Genomic DNA, 22,620 nt, shown 5'->3' with positions numbered 1-22,620 from the left:
CATGGTTCTGTCTGGTGGCATCACCCAGGATAAAAAAATGCGAAACCCTTCCGTCATGCCCGTTGCGGCCTTCGTTGCCGCCATGTGCGCGGTCGTCGCCGCGTCGAACTATCTCGTCCAGTTCCCGGTGCGGGCGTCGGTCGGCGGTCTCGACCTCGCCGACCTCCTGACCTGGGGCGCGTTCACCTACCCGGTCGCCTTTCTGGTCACCGATCTGACCAATCGCCGTTTCGGGCCTGGCGCGGCGCGGCTGGTCGTGCTGGCCGGCTTCGCGCTGGCGGTGGCGGTCTCGATCGTGCTGGCAACGCCGAGGATCGCGCTCGCCTCAGGCTCGGCGTTTCTGGTGGCGCAACTGCTCGATGTCGCCGTGTTCAACCGGCTGCGCGAGGCGCAATGGTGGCAGGCGCCGCTGATCTCCTCGGTGATAGGGTCGGTTGTCGACACCGCGATCTTCTTTTCGATCGCATTCGCGCCGGCCTTCGCGGTGTTCGGCGCAAACGACGCCTTCGCCATCGAGGCGGCGCCGCTGTTGGGCGCATTTGCCGCCGAGGTGCCGCGCTATGTGTCCTGGGCGCTGGGCGATCTGGGCGTCAAGCTCATCGTCGGGCTGGCGATGCTGGTACCCTATGGTCTCCTGCTGCGCCTCACTCGCCCACCACGGCCGCTTGCCGGTCACGGTCCGGCAGCCTGAACTCGATCAGGAGGTTGCGCTGCAGCAGCGAGTGGTTGTCGTCCGACACGATCGTCAGGCGCGCCACGCCGTCCGGATCGATGGAGACGTCGAGGGCTTCCATGTTGTCGATCTGATGGCGCATGTCGGCTTCGAGCAGAACCGCGCCGTCGACCGTGGCACGCTCGGTGACGACCGCCGCGTCGACGCGGCGCAGGCGCATGCCCAGCCCGGCGCGTGCGTTGAACCGCCGTTCGAGCACGATCATGTCGCCGCCGGGCAGAAAGGCGATGTCGGTGACGTCGAAATCGCCGCGACGGCGCAGCGAGAACTCGAATGAGGCCCCCGTGCCGGCCACGACGAAACCCATGATGTCGCCGGCCCGGTCGAGGCTCTTTTCGCTCAGGCCGACCAGGGCGCCGGCCAGCGGGCTGTCCTCTGGCGCGAATGCCAGCCCTTCAAATCCCTGATTGCGCCGCAGTTCGTGAAGCGGGACGGGCGGCGGACTGGTCCCTTGCCATTGCGGCGGGTTGCCCGGCGCAAGGCGGTAGCGCATGATGCGGTGGTTCTGCTCGAAGGCGACAAGCGCGACGTCGCCACGCGTGGCGACCGCCTCCGCATCGGCGTCCTGCTTGCCGGCGAGCGGCGTGCCGTTGCGGCCGGTCATGGCCCACATCACGACATCGGCAAGGCCGGTGGGCCGATTGTCGGTGCCGCGCCGGATCGCGCCGGTGATCCAGAAGCCGGTGTCGGCGACGCCGATGAAACCGGACTGCCCGCCGGTGATCGACAGGCCCGACAGCGCTCCGAAATGGCGCGAGGTGGCGTTCATCTCGAGCCCGCCGGCAAATTCGAGCGCACCGAAGCGCATCTGGTCCGAGCCGATGCGAAACCGGGTGATCGGCCGGACGCGCACATCCATTGCATGGCGCTCCACCCCGGCCGCGTGCGCCTTGTGCGGCAAAAGCGGTGGCGGCAGGGCGATGGCCGTGGCCAGCGCGACGGCAAGGCCGGCGGCGGCGCGGCGCATTCAGCCCGCCCGCCGGCGCGGCGTGCGGCCGGGCGCGCGGGCGCGCTCGCGACCACCTTGTTCGGCGAACAGTTCGGCGAGCTGTTCGGTCATCGCGCCGGCCAGTTCCTCGGCGTCGACGATGGTCACCGCCCGGCGATAGTAGCGGGTGACGTCATGGCCGATGCCGATGGCCAGCATCTCGATGTCCGAGCGGGTCTCGATCTCCTCGATGACCGCGCGCAGATGCCGCTCGAGATAGTTGCCCGGATTGACCGACAGGGTCGAGTCGTCGACCGGCGCACCGTCGGAGATCATCATCAGGATCTTGCGCTGTTCGGGGCGCACCGCCAGACGGCGATAGGCCCAGGTGAGCGCTTCGCCGTCGATGTTCTCCTTCAGAAGGCCTTCGCGCATCATCAAGCCGAGATTGCGTCGCGACCGGCGCCAGGGCGCATCGGCGCTCTTGTAGACGATGTGGCGCAGATCGTTCAGCCGCCCCGGCTCGGCCGGCTTGCCGCGCTTGAGCCAGGCCTCGCGCGATTGCCCGCCCTTCCAGGCGCGGGTGGTGAAGCCCAGGATCTCGACCTTGACGCCGCAGCGCTCGAGCGTGCGGGCGAGGATGTCGGCGCAGGTGGCTGCCACCGTGATCGGCCGGCCGCGCATCGAGCCCGAATTGTCGATCAGCAATGTGACCACGGTGTCGCGGAACCGGGTGTCGCGCTCGCGCTTGAACGACAGCGCGCCGAAGCCGCCCTTCATCTCCTCGACGACGATGCGCGGCAGGCGCGCCGGGTCCAGATAGCCCTCCTCGAGATCGAAATCCCACGAGCGGTTCTGTTGCGCCATCAGGCGGCGCTGCAGGCGGTTGGCCAGCCGGCCGACCACGCCCTGAAGGTTGACAAGCTGCTTGTCGAGGAAGGCCCGCAGGCGATCGAGTTCGGCCTCGTCGCACAGCTCCTCGGCCGCAACGGTCTCGTCGAACTCGGTCGTGAAGATCGTGTAGTCGATATCGGACAGGATGTCGTTGAACACTGGCTCGGGCCGCTCGACCTCGCCGGGTTCCTGCGCGTCGGCGTCCAGATCGTCGTCCAGATCGTCGGTCGTCGCATCGGCGGCGTCCATCTGCTCGCTCTGGCTTTCCTCGCTTTCGACGGGCGCCTCGTCCTGCTCTGCGGTCTCCTCGCCGGATTGCTGGTCGTCCAGGCCCCCCTCGTCCTGCTCGTCCTGTTCGGGCGGTTCCTCGTCGGGTCCGTCCTCGTCGGCCTGGTCGTCGCCCTCGCCGCGATAGTCCTCGGCCATGTCCATGGCGGCAAGCATGTGGCGCACCGTGCGCGCAAAGGCATCCTGATCCTCCAGCGCGCCGGCGAGTTCGTCGAGATCGGTGCCGGCCTTGTCGGTGATCCAGTCGCGCCACAGATCGGCGACGGCGCTGGCCGCCTCGGGCGTCGGCCGGCCGGTGAGCCTTTCGCGCACGACAAGCGCGATCGCCTCTTCGAGCGGCGCCTGATCCTGCTCGGTGACGGTGGCGAGATTGTTGCGCGTGAACCGGTCCTCGAGCGCGGCGGCCAGGTTGTCGCCGACGCCGGACATGCGGCGCGCGCCGAGCGATTCCACGCGCGCCTGCTCGACGGCGTCGTAGATGGCGCGGGCCTGCTCGCCCTCGGGCGCCATGGTGCGGTGGGTGCCCGCATCGTGGCAGGCCGAACGCAGCGCCATGGAATCGCCGAGGCCGCGCGTGACCATGACGTCGTTGTGCGTGGTCCGCTTGGGCAGGTCCGTCAGGCGCGCATGCTTGCCGGCAAAGGCCGGCCGGTCGTTGGAGAAGACGACCTCCAGATCGGGCTCGGCGGCGATGGCGCGCATGCAGCCGGTCAGCGCGCGCTTGAAAGGCTCCGTGTCGGCGGGCTTTTGCGCCCGTTTGCGGGAATTGTCGCCGGGTTGGGACATGGACTTTCCGGTGGCTTATTCGGCGGCCGGGGCCAACCCAGGCGGAGATGGTATCGGATCCCCGACTTCGAAAGCCGAATCCGCCCATTCCAGTGCCGCGAGCCTGACGTCCTTGATTGCTTCAATTTCCGACTCGCCATCACCCATGCAGCCCGGCAAGGCCGGAATTGTCGCTAGCCAGCCGCCGCCTTCGTCTTCCGTCAGTGGGCGGAGCACGATTTCGTAAGCATCGGGGTCAAACAAATGGCCATCGGTGGTCTTGAATTTGCTTCTATCAATCATCTCGGATCCAGCTCATCCAGAAAATCAACGAGGCGCATTATGTAGTAAGGCTTTATAGGCCGTCGCGCCGGTATTGTCACATGTCGTCCACCCAATGGGCCGTGAACCTTGTAGTGCGAACCCGACCCCGGTTTTCGACAAACGGCCCCCGCTTCCCGGCAGGCTCTTTCGACATCCCGTATCTGCCAGTCCGCCTTTGGATTGGCGCGCATGCGCTCGATGGTCTTGCCCACCGGCGCGTGTTCCTAGCTCAGGGCGACGTTCGCCGCGCTTTCCCTGAGTTCCTCGCCGAAGCAGCGCTGGTAGAATTCGGCGACCAGCGTGCGTTCGAGGTCGTCGCACTTGTTCAGGAACGTCAGCCGGAAGGCCATCGCGACATCGCCGAAGATCTCGGCATTCTCGGCCCAGGTAATCACCGTGCGCGGGCTCATCACCGTCGAAAGATCGCCATTGATGAAGGCCTGGCGCGTCAGGTCGGCGAGCCGCACCATGGCGTTCACGGTCTGCCGGCCTTCCTTGGTCTGGTAATGCTTGGCCTTGGCCAGAACGATCTCGACCTCGTTGTCGTGCGGCAGATAGTTGAGCGTGGTGACGATCGACCAGCGGTCCATCTGTGCCTGGTTGATCTGCTGGGTGCCGTGATAGAGCCCGGTCGTGTCGCCGAGGCCGACCGTGTTGGCCGTCGCGAACAGGCGGAACGCCGGGTGCGGGCGGATGACGCGGCTCTGGTCGAGCAGCGTCAGCCGGCCCGAGGACTCCAGCACACGCTGGATGACGAACATGACGTCGGGCCGGCCGGCATCGTATTCGTCGAAGACCAGCGCGACATTATTCTGATAGGCCCAGGGCAGGATGCCGTCGCGGAACTCGGTGACCTGCTTGCCCTCCCGGACGACGATGGCGTCCTTGCCGACCAGATCGATGCGGCTGATATGGCTGTCCAGATTGACGCGCACGCACGGCCAGTTCAGCCTCGCGGCGACCTGCTCGATATGGGTCGATTTGCCGGTGCCGTGATAGCCCGACACCATGACGCGGCGATTGTGGGCGAAGCCGGCCAGGATCGCCAGCGTCGTCGCCCGGTCGAAGATGTAATCGGGGTCGACTTCGGGCACATGGCTGTTGCCGGCCGAAAACGCCGGAACCTGCCGGTCGACATCGATGCCGAAGGTGTCGCGCACGTCGACGGTGGTGTCGGGCGTGTCGGCAATGTCGAGATCGATCTTGTTCATCATGCTATCCTCGCGCAGCGCCTGCGGCCGCGCGTATTCACTCGATTTCGATGCGGGCTAGCACAGCCCGGCGGTCTTTAACAATTGATAGGCCTGGATCACATCGCGGAACCGCTCCTCGGACGTGCGGTCGCCGCCATTGGCATCGGGATGGTGCTTCTTGACCAGTTCCTTGTAGCGCGTCTTGATCGCCTCGGCGCCGGCGGTGTCCTTCAGCCCGAGCGTGCGCATGGCCTTGGATTCCAGCGGCTTGAGCCGGCGCACCGGTTCGGCGTTCTGGGCGCGGGCCCAGGCGGCCGGATCGCGCATGCGCATGGCCTTGGCCGAACCCGACTTCATCTCCGCGAAGGTCGGGGCGGCGGTCGTCTTGGCGTTCGCCGTGCCCATCTTCCAGGTCGGCCGGTTGCCGAGCATGGCATCCTTCTGGAAGCGGGCGATCTCGTCGTCGGTCAGGCCCGAGAAGTAGTTGTAATTCTTGTTGTAGTCGCGCACGTGGTCGAGGCAGAACCACAGATACTCGCCATCGCGGTTGCGGCCGGCGGGCGCCTTGTGGCGGCCGGGCTGTTCGCAACCCTCCCACTGGCAGCGGCTGACGGCTTCCTCGGCCGCCCGCTTCTTCTTGCCGCCGGGATTGATGCGGATGGAATCGAAATATTTCGAACTGGGTTTCATGCGACCGCGATTATGGGGCAACGCCCCGGACAAACAAGGATTGACATTGAGGATGCGCGCGATACGCCAGACGACAGGGGCGCAAATTCGACGCGCCTGTGTAACGGTCACGACGCTGCGTGGCAAGCAGGAGATAGGTGTTGAGCGGAGCGATTGAAAGCCGCATGCGGGACAAACTCGCCCATGCCTTTGCGCCCGAGCGGCTCGAGGTGATCAACGAAAGCCATCTGCATGCCGGCCATCAGGGCGGCGCGATGGACGGCACCGGCGAGACCCATTTCAGGGTGCGCATCGTATCGGCGCGATTCGACGGCCTGTCGCGCATCGAACGCCATCGCGCCGTCAACGAGGCGCTGGCCGCCGAACTGGCCGAGGGCGTTCACGCGCTGGCGGTCGAGCCGGCCGCGCCCGGCGAAGCGGTCCGCTGGTAGGCGGGCAGGCTCAGCAGGGCCTGATCCGCAGCTTCCTGATCCGGTTGCGCTCGCGCTTGAGCACGACGAAGCGCTTGTCGTAGAATGTGAAGGTCTGCTTTTCGAGCGGGATCGTCTTGGCCTCGTGGATGACCAGGCCGGCGATCGTGTTGGCGTCGTCGTCGGGCAGGTCCCAGTCGAGCGCGCGGTTCAGGTCGCGGATCGGCACCGAACCGTCGACCACCACAGAACCGTCGGCCTCGGTCGTCACGCCGGCGACCTCGACATCGTGCTCGTCGGAAATGTCGCCGATGATTTCCTCGATGATGTCCTCGAGCGTGACCAGCCCCTCGAGTTCGCCATATTCGTCAACCACCAGGGCGACATGGGCCTTGCGGCGCAGGAAGGCGTTGAGCTGGTCCTGCAGCATGGTCGTGTCGGGCACGAACCAGGGCTTGTTGGCGACCTTCATGATGTCGATCTGTGTCGGGTCGTTGTCGACCGCATGGAGCGCCCGCAGCATGTCCTTGGCATGCACGATGCCGACAATGTTGTCGTTTTCGCCGCGCCAGACCGGCATGCGCGTATAGGGGCTTTCGAGGATCTCGCGCACGACGGTCTCGGGGGGATCGTCGGCATTGACCATGCGCATAGCGGTGCGGTGCACCATGATGTCGCCGACATCGAGCTCGCTCAGATCGAGCGCGCCCGCGAGCCGGTCGCGCTCCTCCTTGACGAAGGAGCCCTCCTCGTGCAGCACCTCGACCGCCCCGCGCAATTCCTCATGCGCCGACAGGAGTGACTGACCGGCGCCGATGCGGATGCCGACAAGTCCGAGAATGCGCCGGACGATCACGTCGACCGCATGGGCGAGCGGGGCGACGATGGCGACAAAGCGCTTGATCAGCGGCACGACGGTCATCGCGAACCGGTCGGTCTTGGAGATGCCCAGATATTTCGGCAGCACCTCGGCGAAGACGACGAGCATGACCGTCATCACCAGCGTGGCGTAGACGACGCCCGTCTCGCCGAACAGCGACAGGAACAGGCTCGTCGCCAGCGCCGACGAGAGCACGTTGACCAGGTTGTTGCCGATCAGCAGCGCGCCGATCAGCCGTTCCTTGTTCTCGGTGATCCGGCTGACCGCGTCGGCGCGTTCGTTGCCCTGGTTGGCGAGCTGTTTCATGCGGCCGCGCGAGACGGCGGTCAGGGCCGTTTCGGAGCCCGAGAAGAAGCCGGACATGCAGATCAACAGCAGGACGGCGATTGCGGTGATCCAGATTTCCATGATCGATCAGCTTTCCAGCATGTCTTGAAGAAAGGCCCGCACGAGGGCCGGCGGCACATCGCGCGCGATGAAGGCCCGGCCTATGCCGCGCGTGAGGATGAATGTCAGCGCCCCGCGCGCGACCTTCTTGTCCTGGGCGATGAAGTCCATGAGCGTGTCGGCGTCGGGAAGATGGGCGCCGATGAAGCCCAGATCGGTCGGAAGCCCGACGCTTTCAAGATGCCGCGCCACGCGGGTCGTGTCGTCGGGGCTGGCAAGGTTCATGCGCGCCGACAGGGCATGGGCGAGCACCATGCCGATCGCCACGCCCTCGCCGTGCACGAGCACGTCGGACCGGTACCCGGTCATGGCCTCGAGCGCGTGGCCGAAGGTGTGGCCGAGATTGAGCAGGGCGCGCTCGCCCGCCTCGCGCTCGTCGCGCGCCACGATCGCCGCCTTGGCGCGGCAGGAATGGGCGATCGCCTCGGCGCGTGCCGCACCGCCGGCAAAGACCGCCTGGCGATTGGCCTCCAGCCAGGCGAAGAAGTCGGCGTCGTCGATCAGCCCGTATTTGACGACCTCGGCATAGCCGGCGCGGAATTCGCGTTCGGGCAGCGTGTCCAGCACCGCCGTGTCGGCCAGGACCAGTCGCGGCTGATAGAAGGCGCCGACAAGGTTCTTGCCCTGCGGTGCGTTGATGCCGGTCTTGCCGCCGACCGAGGAATCGACCTGGGCGAGCAGCGATGTCGGCGCCTGCACGAGATCCATGCCGCGCCGCGTGACGGCGGCGGCGAACCCGGCCAGGTCGCCGATCACGCCCCCGCCCAGCGCGACGACCAGATCGCCGCGCTCGAGCCTTGCGTCGAGCAGCGCTTCGACCGTGCGCTGCAGATGGTGGAAGCTCTTGGTCGCCTCGCCGGCCGGCAGGATCAGGGCGGTCGGCGCGACGCCCGCCGCCGACAGCGACGCCTCGAGCGCGGGAAGGTGTAGTGCGGCGACGTTCTGGTCCGTCACGATGGCGCAGCGCGCGCCGGGCGCCAGCGCGGCGATGCGCTCTGCGGCCTCGGCCAGCACGCCATCGCCGATGACGATGTCGTAGCTGCGCTCGCCGAGCGCCACATGGACCGTCCGGGTGGGGGCGTCGGTCATCGTTGCGTCACGTCCGCGCTTTGCCGTTCTTGAAGATGCGAACACAGCGCTGCGATCACCGTTTCGGCCATCTGCTCCTTGCCGATATCGCGTGACTGGACCGTCACATCGGCCTGCGCATAGACCGGATAGCGCTCGCGCATGAGCCTTTCCATGACGCCGCGCGGGTCGTCGTCCTGCAGGAGCGGGCGCGTGGGCTTGCGCGAAACGCGCGACATCAACAGGTCGAGATCGGCGCAAAGCCAGACCGAGACGGCGGCATCGGCGATGTTGCGCCGCGTTTCGGGGTTCATGAAGGCGCCTCCGCCGGTCGCCAGAACGGTCTTTTCGGCTGCCAGCAATCGCGCCGTCACGCTGGCTTCGAGGCGGCGGAATTCGGGCTCGCCGTAATTGGCGAAGATTTCGGGGATCGGCATGCTGGCGGCCTTTTCGATCTCGCGGTCGGCGTCGACGAAGGCAAGGCCGAGCCGGGCGGCGAGCTTGCGGCCGATCGCCGACTTGCCCGCGCCCATCAGGCCGACCAGCACGATCGGACGGCCGGCGAGCTGCACGCGGAGCCGGTCGATCGCACTTTGGGGGCATTGCGTTGTCATGATGACGTGCTTAGCACATCAATGGCGGCGGCAAGTCAAGCTGCGTGCGCAGCAGCGTCGACGGCCGCCACGCTTGATCTCGGAAGCCGGTTCGCGTCATATGGCGCGGGGCGCATGTGCAGGGACCCTCGATGTCCAGTCTTATCAGATTGGTGGTGGTGCTGGCGATCCTGGCGGGACTCGTCTATGCGGGGATGTTCGCGCTGGTCCGATATGTCGAGCCCAATACGCGCGAGATGACGACACGGCTGCCCGCAAGCATCATCGACCCGGTGCCGGCGCCGATGCCACGGACGCTGCCGCTGCAGGACGGGCCCGGCGAGGGCGCCGACGATGCCCCCGACGATGCGGTGACCGGGGCGACGGACGATCCGTGAACTGACGACCGGACTTACACACCGGTAACATTCCCGCCTTACGCTCGGATGCATGATCGAGGCCTTCCTTGAAATGATGAGCGCCGAGCGCGGCGCGGCGGTCAACACCCTCGCCGCCTATCGGCGCGATCTCGAGGACGCCGCCGCATTCGTGCGCCGGCGCGGATCGGGCGGGCTGGAGCGGGCCGAAAGCGAGGATGTGGCCGCCTATCTGCGCGATCTGGCCGGGCAGGGGGTTGCCGCCTCCTCGCAGGCCAGACGGCTCTCGGCGCTGCGTCAGTATTTCCGCTTCCTTTACGCCGAGGGGCTGCGCGGGGACGATCCGACCGGCGTCATCGATTCGCCGCGCAAGGCGCGTCCGCTGCCCAGGCATCTGGGCGAGGCCGATGTCGACAGGCTGCTGGCAGTGGCCCGCGCCGAAGCCGGCCAGACGACCGGCAAGGCGCGCAACGACCGTCGCCGAGCGCGGCTGCATGCGCTGGTCGAACTGCTCTATGCGACGGGATTGCGCATCTCGGAAATCGTCGCCCTTCGGGCGGCGATCATCGCGCGGCCGGAGCCCTATTTCACCGTCAGGGGCAAGGGCGGCAGGGAGCGTATCGTGCCGTGGTCGGACCGGGCCCGGGTCGCCTGCAAGCATTATCGCACGCTGCTTTGCGCCGATGAACGCGCCCGCGATTGTCCCTTCCTGTTCCCGGACGATGCGTTCTCGGGACCCGTCGCCCGGCAGGTGCTGGCGCGCGATCTCAAGGCGCTGGGCGCGCGCTGCGGCATCGCCGCCGAGCGCCTGTCGCCGCACGTGTTGCGGCACGCCTTCGCCACGCATCTTCTGCACCACGGCGCCGACCTGCGCGTGGTCCAGCAATTGCTCGGCCATGCCGACATCTCGACCACGCAGATCTACACCCATGTGCTCGACCGGCGCCTGCACGATCTTGTCACGCGGCATCATCCGCTCGCCGCGCGCTGACCCCCGCGCGACTTGACACGGGCGCCGATTGCCGCCACCTGCGGGGCGAACCCGCCCCTTTTGCGCCTGCGCCAGAGACCCCGCCGACCCATGTACAGCTATCTCGAGTTCGAAAAGCCGATCGCGGATCTGGAAGGGCAGATCCTGGAGCTCAAGAAGCTGGCCGAAAGCGGCGAGGGGGCCGTCGATGTCGCCGACGAGATCGCACGGCTGGAAAAGCGCTCGCACGAAGCGCTCGTGGAAGCCTATCGCAAGCTGACGCCCTGGCAGAAGGCGCTGGTGGCGCGCCATCCCGACAGGCCGCACTGCACCGATTATGTCGATGCGCTGTTCACCGAGTTCACGCCGCTGGCCGGCGATCGCAAATATGCCGAGGACCGCGCCATCATGGCCGGTTTTGCGCGCTATCACGGCGCGCCGGTCGCCGTCATCGGCCAGGAGAAGGGCTCGGACACCAAGTCGCGCCTTGCGCACAATTTCGGCATGGCCCGGCCGGAGGGCTACCGAAAGGCAGTGCGGATCATGGAACTGGCCGACCGGTTCGGCCTGCCGGTGATCACGCTGGTGGACACGGCCGGCGCCTATCCGGGCATCGGCGCCGAAGAGCGCGGCCAGGCCGAGGCGATCGCCCGGTCGACCGAGACATGCCTCGAACTGCGCGTGCCGATCATCTCGGTGATCATCGGCGAGGGCGGTTCGGGCGGCGCCATCGCCATCGCCACCGCCAACAAGGTCTACATGCTCGAACACGCCATCTATTCGGTGATCTCGCCGGAGGCGGGCGCCTCGATCCTGTGGCGCGATGCGGCGCGGGCCAAGGATGTGGCGACAGCGATGAAGATCACGGCGCAAGACCTGCTCGACATGAAAGTGATCGACGGGATCGTGCCCGAACCGCTCGGCGGCGCCCATCGCGACTATCCCGCGGTGATGGCCGAAACCGATACCTATGTCTCAAAAGCGATGAAGGCGCTTGCCGACCAGGACGCGGACGGGCTGAAAAAGGCAAGGCGGGACAAGTTCCTGGCCATCGGTCGCGATCTGTAGGCCGAACCGGTGTTCGCTGCATCTTGCGTCGGGCCGCGCCTGCGAAGAGCGCGCGCGTCCGGCGCGCGCGATGCCCGCTTGGAAACCTTGAGTTAGCAATTCATCAACTATAAGACATGCTCCTGTGACGAGCATTGGGATTTTCCGCATGCGCATGCGCTCCGCGCTCTCGGCTCTCGCCCTTTCGGCGGCCATCGCCCTCGCCGGCTGCCAGGCCAGCGACATCTTCGACCTCGCCGCCGAGGAGCCGCTGCCGCGCGATGTGGTCGCGACCATGGATTCGATGGGCATGACCAAGGCCTCGCCCATCATGATGCGCATCTTCAAGGAAGAGGCGGTCCTTGAGGTCTTCAAGCAAAAGCCCAATGGCCGCTACGCGCTCGTCAAGAGCTATGACATTTGCGAGTTCTCGGGCGAGAAGGGCCCGAAATTCGCCGAGGGCGACCGGCAGTCGCCGGAGGGGTTCTATTTCGTCCATCGCGGGCTTCTCAATCCCAATTCGGACTACCACCTGTCGTTCAATCTGGGCTTTCCGAACGCCTATGACCGGGCGCATGGGCGCACCGGTTCGAACCTGATGGTGCACGGCGACTGCTCCTCGCGCGGCTGCTACGCCATGACCGACGATTACGTCACCGAGATCTATGCCTTTGCGCGCGATGCGCTGCGCGGCGGCCAGCAGGATGCGTTCCAGGTGCAGGCGTTTCCGTTCCGCATGACGGCCGAAAACATGGCCAAGCATCGCCACAGCCCGCATTTCGAGTACTGGACAATGCTCAAGTCGGGCTATGACCAGTTCGAACTGACCAAGGTGCCGCCCAAGGTCGATGTGTGCGAACGGCGCTATGTCTTCAATCGCAAGATCGAGGGCGAGGGCGCCTTCGACCCGGTCGCCCAGTGCCCGCCGACCTCGATGCCGCGTTCGCTGGAACTGGCCTATAACGCGCTGCGCCGCGACGAGGCCGTCGCGTTCGAAGCGATCGTGGCGCGGAAGGAGGGGCGCTCGCCGCGCCCGTTCGCCGAACTCGCCGCCATGGCGGCGCCATTTGCCACGCCTGCCATGCCGCCCATGACATCGGTCGAGGCGGTGTCATCCATTTCCGGCGATGCCAGCGCCGATGCGCTGTCCCTTGCGCCGGTTCCGGTGGCGCGACCGCCGTTGCTCGGCCAGTGAGCGCGGCCCTTTTGTCCGATGTCGCGGAGTACGATCTGCGCGGGCTCAACTGCCCGCTGCCCGTGCTGAAGACGCAAAAGCGCCTGAAATCGATGGCCTCCGGCGAGCGGTTGTGGGTGCGCACCACCGATCCGCTCGCCGTGATCGACATTCCCAATTTCTGCCGGGAGAAGGGCCACGCGCTGCTTGCCACGGAGGCGACCGAAGACGGGCACCGCTTCCTGATCGCGCGCGGCGCGTAGACCTGCGTCAGCCGCTTTCCGGGCGGGGCCGGGGCACGGGCACCTCAAAGCCCGGCCGCAGCCGGTAGCGGTCGAGATCGGCCTGGTCGGCGACGGCTTCGCGTTCGGGGCGCAATTTCGGCAGCGGCAGTTCGGTGACCACGGTGCCGGCCAGGACGAAGCCGGCCCGGCTCTGGCCGGTGGCGCCGCCGAGCCCGGCCGCGACGGCCACCGGCTCACGCGTCAGTTCCTTGATGAGGGGCGTGTCGAAGGCGATGTAACCCTCGATGGTCCGGCCGTCCCAGCGGGCGGCGCGCGCCTCGGCCGTGCACACCGTGTCGCGCAGATCGGCGGGCCTGCCGTCCGCATCGGGCGGCCCGGACAGGCTGGCCAGCGTCGGCGCGTCGGCCGGGGCGGGCGCGGCAAAGCCCTGTTCGAGCAGGCGCGCGCTGACCTCGGCACGCTCCTTCTGGCTCGCGGTGCCCATGACGACCGAGATCAGCGTCCGGCCGTCGCGCGTCGCCGAGGCGGCAAGATTGAAGCCCGACGCGCAGACAAAGCCGGTCTTCATGCCGTCGGCGCCTTCGAAGCGACCCAGCAGCAGATTGTAGGAGGCCGTCACGCGGTCGCCGGTGCGGATCGCCTCGGCGGCGAAATAGCGCGCATGTTCGGGGTATTGGGTGCGGATGGCGCGCGCCAGAATGGCGAAGTCGCGCGCCGTCGAATACTGGTCGGGGTCGTGCAGGCCATGCGGGTTGACGAAATTGGTGTCGGTCATGCCGAGCCGTTCGGCCTGGGCGTTCATGCGCGCGACGAAGGCGGCTTCGCTGCCGGCCACCGCCTCGCCGAGTGCGACTGCGACATCGTTGGCCGACCTGATGATGACCATCTTGAGCGCGTTGTCGACGGTCATCGATGCGCCGACGCGATAGCCCATCTTGCTGGGCGGGTTGGCGGCCGCGTTGGCGCTCATGACCACCGGTGCGCGCATGTCCAGTTCGCCCGCCTCGATGGCGCGGAAGGTGACATAGGCCGTCATCAGCTTGGTCAGCGAGGCCGGGCTCCACAGCTCGAATGCCTGCTCATGGTGCAGCACGCGGCCCGAATCGGCCTCGATCACTATGGCCGGTCCGGCCGCCACGCTCGCCGGCATCGCCATGACGGCAAGCGCAAGCGCACATACGGCATTGGCCCATCGTTTCGGCAGCATGCGTTTCCCCCGCCCGTTTCTTGCCGCATCGGGTTGCGCACCGACAACGCGCCGCACGGCGCGGGCGGCACGTGACAACTCATTGTGCGTATTGCATTGTGGCGCGCATCGGCGCGGGCATCAATCCTCGGCGTCGCAGAGATCTGATGAAAAAGGGGACGTTTCATGGCGGTGCTCAATCGTGCGGCGGAGTTGCAGGAAGAGGTCACGGGGTGGCGCCGGCATCTGCATGCCCATCCCGAACTGCTGTACGACGTGAACGAGACCGCCGCCTTCGTGGCCGAGCACCTCGGTCAGTTCGGATGCGACGAGGTGGTCACCGGCATCGGCCGCACCGGCGTGGTCGGCGTGATCAAGGGCAGCAGGGGGGCGGGCGAGACGATCGGCCTGCGTGCCGACATGGACGCGCTGCCGATCACCGAGGCGACCGACGTGCCCTACAAGTCGACCGTTTCAGGCAAGATGCATGCCTGCGGCCATGACGGGCACACGGCCATGCTGCTGGGCGCGGCGAAGTATCTCGCCGAAACACGCAATTTCGCCGGCACCGTGGCGGTCATCTTCCAGCCGGCCGAGGAGGGTGGCGGCGGCGGCGACGCCATGGTCAAGGACGGCATGATGGAGCGCTTCGGGATCGACCGGGTCTATGGCATGCACAACATGCCCGGCATGCCGGTCGGCAGTTTCGCCACCCATGCCGGCCCGGCATTCGCCGCGACCGACGAGTTCCGGATCACGATCGAGGGCAAGGGCGGCCATGCGGCGATGCCGCACAACTGCGTCGACCCGATCGTCGCGGGGGCGCAGCTGGTGAGCGCGTTTCAGACCATCGCCTCGCGCAACACGGATCCGGGCGCGCCGGTGGTCGTCTCGGTGACCCAGTTCCACGCCGGCAATGCGCACAACGTGATCCCGGCGAGCGCCGAGATCAGCGGCACGGTGCGCACGCTCGCACCCGAGGCGCGGTCCATGGCCGAGCAGCGCATGCGCGCCATCGCCGACCATGTCTGCCAGGCGATGGGCGCGACGGCCCGGCTCACCTGGCGGCCGGGCTATCCGGTCATGGTCAACCATCCCGACGAAACCGATGTCAGCATCGAGGCGGCGCGGGCGATCAGCGGCGAGGCGGCGGTGGGCACGAAGCTGCCGCCGATCATGGGCGGGGAGGACTTCGCCTACATGCTCAATGCGCGGCCGGGCGCGATGATCCTGATCGGCAATGGCGACAGCGCCGGGCTACACCACCCGGCCTACGACTTCAACGACGAGATCATTGCGCTGGGCATCAGCTACTGGGCTCGGCTGGCCGAGATGAACCCGGCGCGGTGAGCCGGCCGGGCCGCACGCGGCGGCGCGGGCGCGATCAGTCCCGTTCGGAGGCCGCATCGGCGGCCTGGGCGACGCGCTTCATGTCGCCCGGGCAGTAAAGGTCCTGCAGCACGGCGAGCACGGCGGCGACTTCCCTGCCGTCGAGCGAATAGTAGATCGTCTGCGCGTCGCGCTCGGTCTTGACCAGACCGGCCTCCCGCAACTTGCGCAGATGGTGCGACATGGCCGGCTGCGACAGGTTCACCGCCTCGGCCAGCTTGACCACGCTCCATTTGCGTTCCGACAGCGCGCACAGGATCCGCAACCGCACCGGCTGGGACAGCATTTCCATCAGCCGGGCGGCCTCGGCAATGCGCGGTTCGAGGTCCGCGATATTCATTATATGAGCCCTCTTGAATATTCGATTTCAGGAATATAACTTCCGGCTTCCGGAGGCGCAAGGCTTGCGCCGAAAATGGGGGCTCAGGGGCTCCCGAACATTGTCAGGGATCAAGGAAAGGGCTCATGATCACCGAATTCACCCCATGGATGTCGCTTTTCGGCGGCGCGCTGATCGGTCTTGCGGCCGTGCTGCTGATGGCCTTTCATGGCCGCATCGCCGGCATGACCGGCATTTTCGGCGGCGTGCTGCCGCCGGTCGGCGATGATTGGCAGTGGCGCGCGGCGTTTCTGGCCGGTGCGATCATCGCGCCGGCGGCGTTCCTGCTGGCCGGCGGTGCCATCGATTTCGCCGTGCCGGTGCCGGTCTGGGCGATGGTCGTCGGCGGGCTGATCGTCGGCGCCGGCGCCTCGATCGGCTCGGGCTGCACCAGCGGCCACGGCGTGTGCGGCATGGCGCGCATCTCCAAGCGCTCGATCGTCGCCACCGTCACCTTCATGGTGACCACCGGCATCACCGTCTATATCATGCGTCACGTCCTGTCGGTGGGGGTGTAGCCATGCGCATCGTTTCCGCACTCGTCATCGGCGCCATCTTCGGCATCGGCATCGCCCTTTCGGGCATGGCCAACCCGGCCAAGGTGCTCAACTTCTTCGACATCGCCGGCAACTGGGATCCGAGCCTGATCTTCGTGATGGGAGGGGCGCTGGTGACCACCGCGATCGGCTATCGCATCGTCTTTGGCGCACGCGCCCGGCCGCTGTTCGAAAAGAGCTACTCGCTGCCCACGCGCACCGATCTCGATGCCAGGCTGATCGGCGGTTCGGCGCTGTTCGGCGTAGGCTGGGGCATTTCCGGGTTCTGCCCGGGCGGGGCGATCCCCGCGCTCGGCATCGGCGAACCGGCCGTACCGATCTTCGTTGTTTCCATGGCCGCGGGCATCGTGCTCGCCCGCTTCGCCCGTGCCAATCCGTTCAAGAAGACGGTCTCGGCCTGAGTTACGCCGGACCGCAAAAGGAGACTTGTCATGAACGCTCACATCGCAGACCTGAACGTCAAGCCGGAGGTCGAGGCCTTCTTCGACCCGCAGACCAACACGATCTCATACGTCGTCAAGGATCCGGGCTCGAATGCCTGCGCAATCGTCGATTCGGTCCTCGACATCGACTATGCGGCCGGCCGGCTGTCCTATGAAAGCGCCGACCGGATCATCGACTACATCAACAAGCATGATCTGAAGGTCGAGTGGATCGTCGAGACCCATGTCCATGCCGACCACCTGTCGGCGGCCCCCTATCTTCAGGAAAAGCTCGGCGGCAAGACCGGCATCGGCGAGAAGATCACCGTCGTGCAGGACACGTTCGGCAAGGTGTTCAACGAAGGCACCGAGTTCCAGCGCGACGGCAGCCAGTTCGACCGGCTGTTCAAGGACGGCGACAGCTACACGGTCGGCGCGATGACCGCCCATGTGATCGCAACGCCCGGCCACACGCCGGCCTGCCAGACCCATGTGATCGGCGATGCCGCCTTCGTCGGCGACACGCTGTTCATGCCAGACGGCGGTTCGGCGCGCGCCGACTTCCCCGGCGGGGACGCGGCGACGCTGTTCGATTCGATCCAGCGGGTGCTCGCGCTTCCGGACGAGACGCGCCTGTTCATGTGCCATGACTACGGGCCGAACGGTCGCGACATCAAATGGGAAACGACGGTGGGCGACGAGAAGACCCACAACATCCATGTCGGCCAGGGCAAGAGCCGCGAGGAGTTCGTCAAGATGCGTACCGAGCGCGATGCGACCCTGGATATGCCCAAGCTGATCATCCCGTCGCTACAGGTGAACATGCGCGCCGGCGAGGTGCCGTGCGACCAGGACGGCAATCCGACCCTGAAAGTGCCGCTCAACAAGCTCTGATCGGTCGCGACAACCAACAACAAGAAGAAGGCCAGAAGCGATGAGCAAGCCGGCACTTTCGGCAAGGCGGTACTTGCCGGTCCTCGACTGGGGCCGGGGCTACGATGGCGAGACCCTGACCGGCGACCTCGTCGCCGCGGTGATCGTCACCATCATGCTGATCCCGCAATCGCTGGCCTACGCGCTTCTGGCGGGCCTGCCGCCCGAAGCGGGCCTTTACGCCTCGATCGTGCCGATCATCCTTTATGCGCTGTTCGGCACGTCGCGGGCGCTGGCGGTCGGGCCGGTCGCCGTCGTCTCGCTGATGACGGCGGCCGCGGTCGGCCGCATCGCCGAGCCGGGCAGTTCGGACTATGTCGTCGCCGCGCTGACGCTCGCCTTCCTGTCGGGCGCCATGCTGATGGCGATGGGTCTGCTGCGGCTGGGCTTCATCGCCAATTTCCTGTCCCACCCGGTGATCGCCGGGTTCATCACCGCCTCGGGCATTCTGATCGCGGCGAGCCAGCTCAAGCATATCCTGGGCGTCGATGCGCACGGCCACACCCTGCCGGTGATCCTGTCGAGCCTGATCGCCGATCTGGGCAGCGCCAGCCTTGCCACCGTCATCATCGGGGTCGGCGCGACCGGCTTCCTGTTCTGGGTGCGCGGCGGGCTGAAGCCGCTGCTGGTCCGCATCGGCATCGGCGAACGGCTTGCCGGCCATCTGGCGCGCACCGGGCCGGTCTTCGCCGTCGCGATCACCGCTCTTGCCGCCTGGTCGCTCGATCTGGGCGAGGCCGGCGTCAGGCTCGTCGGCGAGGTGCCGCGCGGCCTGCCGCCGCTGACCGCGCCGTCCTTTTCGCCCGATCTGTGGCTGGCGCTGGTCGGCTCGGCGGCGCTGATCTCGATCATCGGCTTCGTTGAATCGGTGTCGGTCGCCCAGACGCTGGCCGCCAAGCGCCGCCAGCGCATCGACCCCGACCAGGAGCTGATCGGGCTGGGCATGGCCAATATGGGCGCGGGCTTCACCGGCGGCTATCCGGTCACCGGCGGGTTCGCCCGATCGGTGGTCAATTTCGACGCGGGCGCGCGCACCCCGGCGGCCGGCGCCTTCACCGCGATCGGCCTTGCCGCCGCATCGCTGACGATCACCCCGCTGATCGCCTTCCTGCCGCAGGCGACGCTGGCCGCGACGATCATCGTCGCCGTGCTGAGTCTGGTGAACTTCTCGATCTTCAAGGACGCCTGGATCTACTCGAAGGCCGATTTCACCGCCGTCACCGCGACCGTCGCGGTCACGCTGATCGTCGGCGTGGAGGCGGGCGTGACCGCCGGCGTGCTGCTGTCGGTGCTGATCCATCTGTACAAGACCTCCAAGCCGCACATGGCGATCATCGGCCAGGTGCCGGGCACCGAGCACTACCGCAACATCAGACGCCATGAAGTGATCACCGATCCGCGCGTGCTGCAATTGCGCGTCGACGAGAGCCTGTATTTCGCCAATGCGCGCTATCTCGAGGACCGGCTGTACGAAATGGTGGCCGATCATCCCGAGATCGAGCACGTGGTCCTGGCCTGCCCGGCGGTGAACGCCATCGACATGAGCGCGCTGGAATCGCTGGAGGCGATCAACGAGCGGCTCGAGGCGTTGGGTGTGCGCTTTCACCTCACCGAGGTCAAGGGCCCGGTGATGGACCGGCTCAAGCGCAGCCACTTCCTCGAAGCCCTGACGGGCGAGGTCTTCCTCAGCCAGCACCAGGCGATGTGCGCGCTGACGGCAGCTGCGCCGGTCGCGGCCGGCGACGGTCAAACGGGTACGCCTGAGGCCGACCGTGACGGCGAGCGCGAGGGCGCGGCGGCGCCGACCGAAGCCGCGGCCGCGAGCCCCGGGGCGGCGGCGCCGGCCGAACCGGGGGCCGGCAGTGCGGGCGGGGCCGGCCAACTGGCCGGCGGAACGGCCAATCCGGCGACTAAATAGGCTGTCGGCCGGGATCGGCCGCGCCTTGCATATCTGCGCGGATCGAAGCAGTCGACCGGCACGGGTCGTGCACGCGTCGGTTCGGCCGACAAGGGTCATGCGCCAACCACGCCGATGCCGGCAGCACTGGGCGATATTTGCCGTCGGGAGGGTCCACAGCGGCGCACATTCTGATATGAAGGGGTCGTGGTCCCGTAGCTCAGCAGGATAGAGCATCAGATTCCTAATCTGAGGGTCGCAGGTTCGAATCCTGCCGGGATCACCAATGTTTTCAATGACTTATCGCCGTTGGAGCATTCTCCTGGTCTGGTTCTGGCCGCGCTTTTGCGATCCGTTCGGAGACGGGACGTGGTTGCGCGCCAGGTTGCCGCACCCGAATCTACCTTGGCCCATCGGCTCCCGTCGACTTGCCTCGCTCATCGCTCGTTGCCAGAACAAAAGCCGCCTAATGACGCGTCGCTTCACACACAGGACCCTCGATGAGCGCGCCTTTGCGGTGCGCATCAGAATCGTCACGCCGACCGGTGCTCTGCTGACGCCTTCCTGCGCGGCCGGACCATGGTCGATTCCATCGCGCACCGCATCGTTCGGTGCAACGACATATCCTACAGCTTCTTCAACGACGTGGCCTTCTACGCCTATGCGGAGTTCGAGGCACCGCAACTGATCGGAGAGTCGGCGAAGTGGGTGCCCCGCTATCAGGTCAGCTGCGAACAGCTCGGGCTCGCCGGTGAGGCCTACGCTCCGGCGCCCCCCGGTGTCGTGAGCGATATTCCCACGCTGGTCGTAAACGGCGCCCTCGATACGGCGACGCCGCCGGAATGGGGCCTTCGCGCCGCCGAGACGCTGGACAATGCGACCGTCGTGACGATCCCGATGTCGGGCCATGTATCCGGCCTCTTCGACGACTGCGGAAAGGCGCTTGTCCAGTCCTTCATTCTGACGCCCGATACGCCGTTGAACACGGCATGTATCGAAGCGGCACAATTTCGGTTCGTGCTGCCGGACGAGCCGTTGCCGCAATGAAGCAGGCGCATCCGGGCATGCGGCTGGTCACGGAGCATTCACTGCCGAGGATGGGTTGACCTCCGTGATCGATGCAGCTCCAGCGCCGCGATTGCAAAAGCGGAATGGAGCGAGTTCAAACGCCAAGCTGCATTTCTCGATGAGGTCGCCCTGGCGTTCTATCGGACGTCCGCTGCTCGCCCGAAGCCGTCATTCATCCCCGGTCCGCTAACGGCCCTCGGCGGACGTTGGATGCTGACTACTTGCATACGGTGCAGCGACCCGCGCCGCCACGAGCGGTCGCCACGGCCCCGCCGTCGCCGCCAGCTCTTGTAGATCACGGTCTGGAGATACTCGCCGTCCACAACGAGCGTATCGCCGCCGCGATTGATCGAAAACCGCGATCGGGACGTGTCCCGGGGCGATCTTGTCGAAAGCGTCTGGGGCGGCCGCATCGTCTCGGAAGCCGCGATTGCCGGCGGTATCAGCGCCGCAAGGCGTGCTGTCGGTGATTCCGGATCGCAGCAGAAGGTCATCAAGACGGTCGCGCGTCGCGGCTTCCGTTTGTCGCCGAAATGGACAGCTCCAACCATGCCGATCGGCGCGGGGACCCTTCTTGTCACGACCGGACAATTCGTCTTGCATCGACACTGCGTTTGCGGTAATGACACCGATGTCATGACAGCGGTGTCATAAGCGAATCCGAACACCGGCGTCATGCGGGAGGAGCGATTGGCGACCATCTACGATGTTGCCAAAAGGGCCGGGGTTTCGCCCAAGACCGTCAGCCGCGTGCTTAACGATGACGCGCCGGTCAACGCCAACACGCGCAAGGCCGTCAAGACGGCGATGGGCGAGCTGGGCTACGTGCCCTCGCGCGCCGCCCGCTCCATGCGCTCCAACAAGACCGGCCTGATCGGCCTGATCACCGGCGCCATCACCACCAACGCCGAATCGCCCGAGACGGCCGGCCTGCCCGACCTGATCATCGTGCAGGGCATCCGGGCGACACTCGCCGAGGCCGGTTTCACCCTGCTGATCGCCGATACCGGCGAGGACCCCGACAATGTGCCGGCGCTGATGAGCACGTTTGCCCAGCACCGGGTCGAGGGCCTGTTCTACGTCGCCGACCGGCACAGCCGCATCGACCTGCCCCGGCCGCCGGGCGAGGCCGAACTTCTGCTCGTCAACTGCTTCGACGAACAGGGCACGCCCTCGGTGCTGCCTGACGACACGGCCGGCCAGCGCGGTCTCGTGCAAAGGCTGATCGCGGCCGGCCATCGGCGCATCGGGTTCCTGACGCTGCCCGACGACCTCATCGCCCACGGGCTTCGGCTCGCCGGCTACCGCGCCGCGCTCGAGGACGCCGGCATAGCCTATGATGGGGATCTGGTCATCGCCGCCGGCCTGCACCATGCCAGCCCGCGCGAGACGATGCTGATGGGCGAGGCAGTCGACCGCATGATGGCGCTCGATGATCCGCCGACCGTGCTGTGCTGCGGCAATGACCGCATGGCGATGCAGCTCTACGGCGTTCTGCGCACGCGCGGCATCGCCGTGCCCGGCGACATCTCGGTGGCCGGCTACGACGACCATCGGCTGATTTCCGAAACGCTCTATCCGCCGCTCACCACCGCCGTGCTGCCCTATCGCGAGATGGGCGAGCGGGCCGCCCAGTGGCTGATCGGGCGGCTGCGGCCCGAAACGCAGGCGCCGGACGGCCCCGACATCACCGCGCCGGTGCGCGGTCCGATCGTCTGGCGGCAATCGGTGATCGAGCACCGAAACGACCAACCATGAGGAGG

At 66.8% G+C, this 22,620-nt stretch carries 25 protein-coding genes and 1 tRNA gene; 16 read left to right on the top strand and 10 right to left on the bottom strand.

What is annotated here, in order from left to right; all coding sequences use genetic code 11:
* The first annotated feature begins 37 nt into the window (after positions 1–37).
* The gene (locus tag RBB34_RS12485) at positions 38–691 is read left to right on the top strand and encodes a queuosine precursor transporter (protein WP_306121025.1); all 654 of its coding nucleotides are present in this window, start codon (positions 38–40) and stop codon (positions 689–691) included.
* Here the strand turns inward: RBB34_RS12485 and RBB34_RS12480 are convergent.
* The 5 genes from RBB34_RS12480 to RBB34_RS12460 all read right to left on the bottom strand — a co-directional run bounded on the left by RBB34_RS12480 (position 645) and on the right by RBB34_RS12460 (position 5,815).
* Positions 645–1,700: an esterase-like activity of phytase family protein gene (locus RBB34_RS12480; protein WP_306119553.1), complete on the bottom strand. Its 1,056-nt coding sequence runs from the start codon at positions 1,698–1,700 to the stop codon at positions 645–647. The two genes, RBB34_RS12485 and RBB34_RS12480, sit on opposite strands and share 47 nt — an antisense overlap.
* Positions 1,701–3,629, bottom strand: a complete 1,929-nt coding sequence (gene cobT / locus RBB34_RS12475; RefSeq protein ID WP_306119552.1) for a cobaltochelatase subunit CobT — start codon at positions 3,627–3,629, stop codon at positions 1,701–1,703. It lies immediately after the preceding gene.
* Between the two features lie 15 nt (positions 3,630–3,644).
* Positions 3,645–3,911: a type II toxin-antitoxin system HicB family antitoxin gene (locus tag RBB34_RS12470; protein ID WP_306119551.1), complete on the bottom strand. Its 267-nt coding sequence runs from the start codon at positions 3,909–3,911 to the stop codon at positions 3,645–3,647.
* A gap of 245 nt (positions 3,912–4,156) precedes the next feature.
* Entirely contained in the window at positions 4,157–5,143 is a 987-nt protein-coding gene (gene cobS, locus RBB34_RS12465; protein ID WP_306119550.1) for a cobaltochelatase subunit CobS, read from the bottom strand.
* Between the two features lie 57 nt (positions 5,144–5,200).
* Complete coding sequence (locus RBB34_RS12460; RefSeq protein WP_306119549.1) at positions 5,201–5,815, bottom strand: J domain-containing protein; 615 nt, start codon at positions 5,813–5,815, stop codon at positions 5,201–5,203.
* A gap of 164 nt (positions 5,816–5,979) precedes the next feature.
* On the opposite strand from RBB34_RS12460, the gene RBB34_RS12455 reads away from it, so the two are divergent.
* On the top strand, positions 5,980–6,246 hold the full coding sequence (locus RBB34_RS12455; RefSeq protein ID WP_306119548.1) for a BolA family protein: 267 nt from the start codon (positions 5,980–5,982) through the stop codon (positions 6,244–6,246).
* Positions 6,247–6,256: 10 nt separating this feature from the next.
* Here RBB34_RS12455 and RBB34_RS12450 read toward each other — a convergent pair whose 3' ends face one another.
* Genes RBB34_RS12450 through RBB34_RS12440 form a run of 3 tightly spaced genes read right to left on the bottom strand, consistent with a single transcriptional unit; the run spans position 6,257 to position 9,234 of the window.
* Positions 6,257–7,513 (bottom strand): HlyC/CorC family transporter, encoded by a 1,257-nt coding sequence (locus tag RBB34_RS12450; protein ID WP_306119547.1) that lies wholly within the window; start codon positions 7,511–7,513, stop codon positions 6,257–6,259.
* A gap of 6 nt (positions 7,514–7,519) precedes the next feature.
* Positions 7,520–8,641 carry a 3-dehydroquinate synthase gene (gene aroB / locus RBB34_RS12445; RefSeq protein WP_306119546.1) on the bottom strand — a complete coding sequence of 374 codons (1,122 nt, stop codon included), beginning with the start codon at positions 8,639–8,641 and terminating at the stop codon, positions 7,520–7,522.
* Positions 8,638–9,234 (bottom strand): shikimate kinase, encoded by a 597-nt coding sequence (locus RBB34_RS12440; RefSeq protein WP_306119545.1) that lies wholly within the window; start codon positions 9,232–9,234, stop codon positions 8,638–8,640. Before RBB34_RS12440 ends, aroB begins: the two co-directional genes overlap by 4 nt.
* A gap of 131 nt (positions 9,235–9,365) precedes the next feature.
* Between RBB34_RS12440 and RBB34_RS19855 the strand changes: the two genes are divergently transcribed.
* The 5 genes from RBB34_RS19855 (at position 9,366) to RBB34_RS12415 (ending at position 13,044) form a co-directional block, all read left to right on the top strand.
* Entirely contained in the window at positions 9,366–9,611 is a 246-nt protein-coding gene (locus RBB34_RS19855; RefSeq protein WP_346432537.1) for a hypothetical protein, read from the top strand.
* Positions 9,612–9,663: 52 nt separating this feature from the next.
* The gene (locus RBB34_RS12430) at positions 9,664–10,581 is read left to right on the top strand and encodes a site-specific tyrosine recombinase XerD (protein ID WP_306119544.1); all 918 of its coding nucleotides are present in this window, start codon (positions 9,664–9,666) and stop codon (positions 10,579–10,581) included.
* Between the two features lie 90 nt (positions 10,582–10,671).
* Positions 10,672–11,628: an acetyl-CoA carboxylase carboxyltransferase subunit alpha gene (locus RBB34_RS12425; protein WP_306119543.1), complete on the top strand. Its 957-nt coding sequence runs from the start codon at positions 10,672–10,674 to the stop codon at positions 11,626–11,628.
* Positions 11,629–11,776: 148 nt separating this feature from the next.
* Entirely contained in the window at positions 11,777–12,802 is a 1,026-nt protein-coding gene (locus RBB34_RS12420) for a murein L,D-transpeptidase family protein (RefSeq protein ID WP_346432536.1), read from the top strand.
* On the top strand, positions 12,799–13,044 hold the full coding sequence (locus RBB34_RS12415; RefSeq protein ID WP_306119542.1) for a sulfurtransferase TusA family protein: 246 nt from the start codon (positions 12,799–12,801) through the stop codon (positions 13,042–13,044). Before RBB34_RS12420 ends, RBB34_RS12415 begins: the two co-directional genes overlap by 4 nt.
* 7 nt (positions 13,045–13,051) lie before the next feature.
* Here RBB34_RS12415 and RBB34_RS12410 read toward each other — a convergent pair whose 3' ends face one another.
* Complete coding sequence (locus RBB34_RS12410) at positions 13,052–14,233, bottom strand: D-alanyl-D-alanine carboxypeptidase family protein (RefSeq protein WP_306119541.1); 1,182 nt, start codon at positions 14,231–14,233, stop codon at positions 13,052–13,054.
* 165 nt (positions 14,234–14,398) lie between these two features.
* On the opposite strand from RBB34_RS12410, the gene RBB34_RS12405 reads away from it, so the two are divergent.
* Positions 14,399–15,562, top strand: a complete 1,164-nt coding sequence (locus RBB34_RS12405; protein ID WP_306119540.1) for a M20 aminoacylase family protein — start codon at positions 14,399–14,401, stop codon at positions 15,560–15,562.
* Positions 15,563–15,596: 34 nt separating this feature from the next.
* Here RBB34_RS12405 and RBB34_RS12400 read toward each other — a convergent pair whose 3' ends face one another.
* A complete protein-coding gene (locus RBB34_RS12400) occupies positions 15,597–15,941 on the bottom strand; it encodes a metalloregulator ArsR/SmtB family transcription factor (RefSeq protein ID WP_306119539.1) in 345 nt (114 codons plus the stop codon).
* Between the two features lie 125 nt (positions 15,942–16,066).
* Between RBB34_RS12400 and RBB34_RS12395 the strand changes: the two genes are divergently transcribed.
* The 8 genes from RBB34_RS12395 to RBB34_RS12360 all read left to right on the top strand — a co-directional run bounded on the left by RBB34_RS12395 (position 16,067) and on the right by RBB34_RS12360 (position 22,615).
* Positions 16,067–16,498 carry a YeeE/YedE family protein gene (locus RBB34_RS12395; RefSeq protein ID WP_306119538.1) on the top strand — a complete coding sequence of 144 codons (432 nt, stop codon included), beginning with the start codon at positions 16,067–16,069 and terminating at the stop codon, positions 16,496–16,498.
* A gap of 2 nt (positions 16,499–16,500) precedes the next feature.
* Positions 16,501–16,938, top strand: coding sequence for a DUF6691 family protein (locus tag RBB34_RS12390; RefSeq protein WP_306119537.1), 438 nt, complete (start codon positions 16,501–16,503; stop codon positions 16,936–16,938).
* 30 nt (positions 16,939–16,968) lie between these two features.
* Entirely contained in the window at positions 16,969–17,853 is an 885-nt protein-coding gene (locus tag RBB34_RS12385; RefSeq protein WP_306119536.1) for an MBL fold metallo-hydrolase, read from the top strand.
* A 40-nt stretch (positions 17,854–17,893) separates the two neighbouring features.
* Positions 17,894–19,810, top strand: coding sequence for a sulfate permease (gene sulP / locus RBB34_RS12380; RefSeq protein WP_306119535.1), 1,917 nt, complete (start codon positions 17,894–17,896; stop codon positions 19,808–19,810).
* Positions 19,811–19,998: 188 nt separating this feature from the next.
* A tRNA-Arg gene (locus RBB34_RS12375) sits at positions 19,999–20,075 on the top strand.
* Positions 20,076–20,368: 293 nt separating this feature from the next.
* A complete protein-coding gene (locus RBB34_RS12370; RefSeq protein ID WP_306119534.1) occupies positions 20,369–20,836 on the top strand; it encodes an alpha/beta hydrolase in 468 nt (155 codons plus the stop codon).
* A gap of 366 nt (positions 20,837–21,202) precedes the next feature.
* A complete protein-coding gene (locus tag RBB34_RS12365) occupies positions 21,203–21,511 on the top strand; it encodes a winged helix-turn-helix domain-containing protein (RefSeq protein WP_306119533.1) in 309 nt (102 codons plus the stop codon).
* Between the two features lie 36 nt (positions 21,512–21,547).
* Positions 21,548–22,615: a LacI family DNA-binding transcriptional regulator gene (locus tag RBB34_RS12360; protein ID WP_306119532.1), complete on the top strand. Its 1,068-nt coding sequence runs from the start codon at positions 21,548–21,550 to the stop codon at positions 22,613–22,615.
* The last annotated feature ends 5 nt before the right edge of the window (positions 22,616–22,620 follow it).

Source organism: Roseitalea sp. MMSF_3546 (assembly GCF_030732865.1).
Classification (GTDB): domain Bacteria; phylum Pseudomonadota; class Alphaproteobacteria; order Rhizobiales; family Rhizobiaceae; genus Roseitalea.
This window is presented reverse-complemented; position numbering and strand designations above follow the sequence as displayed.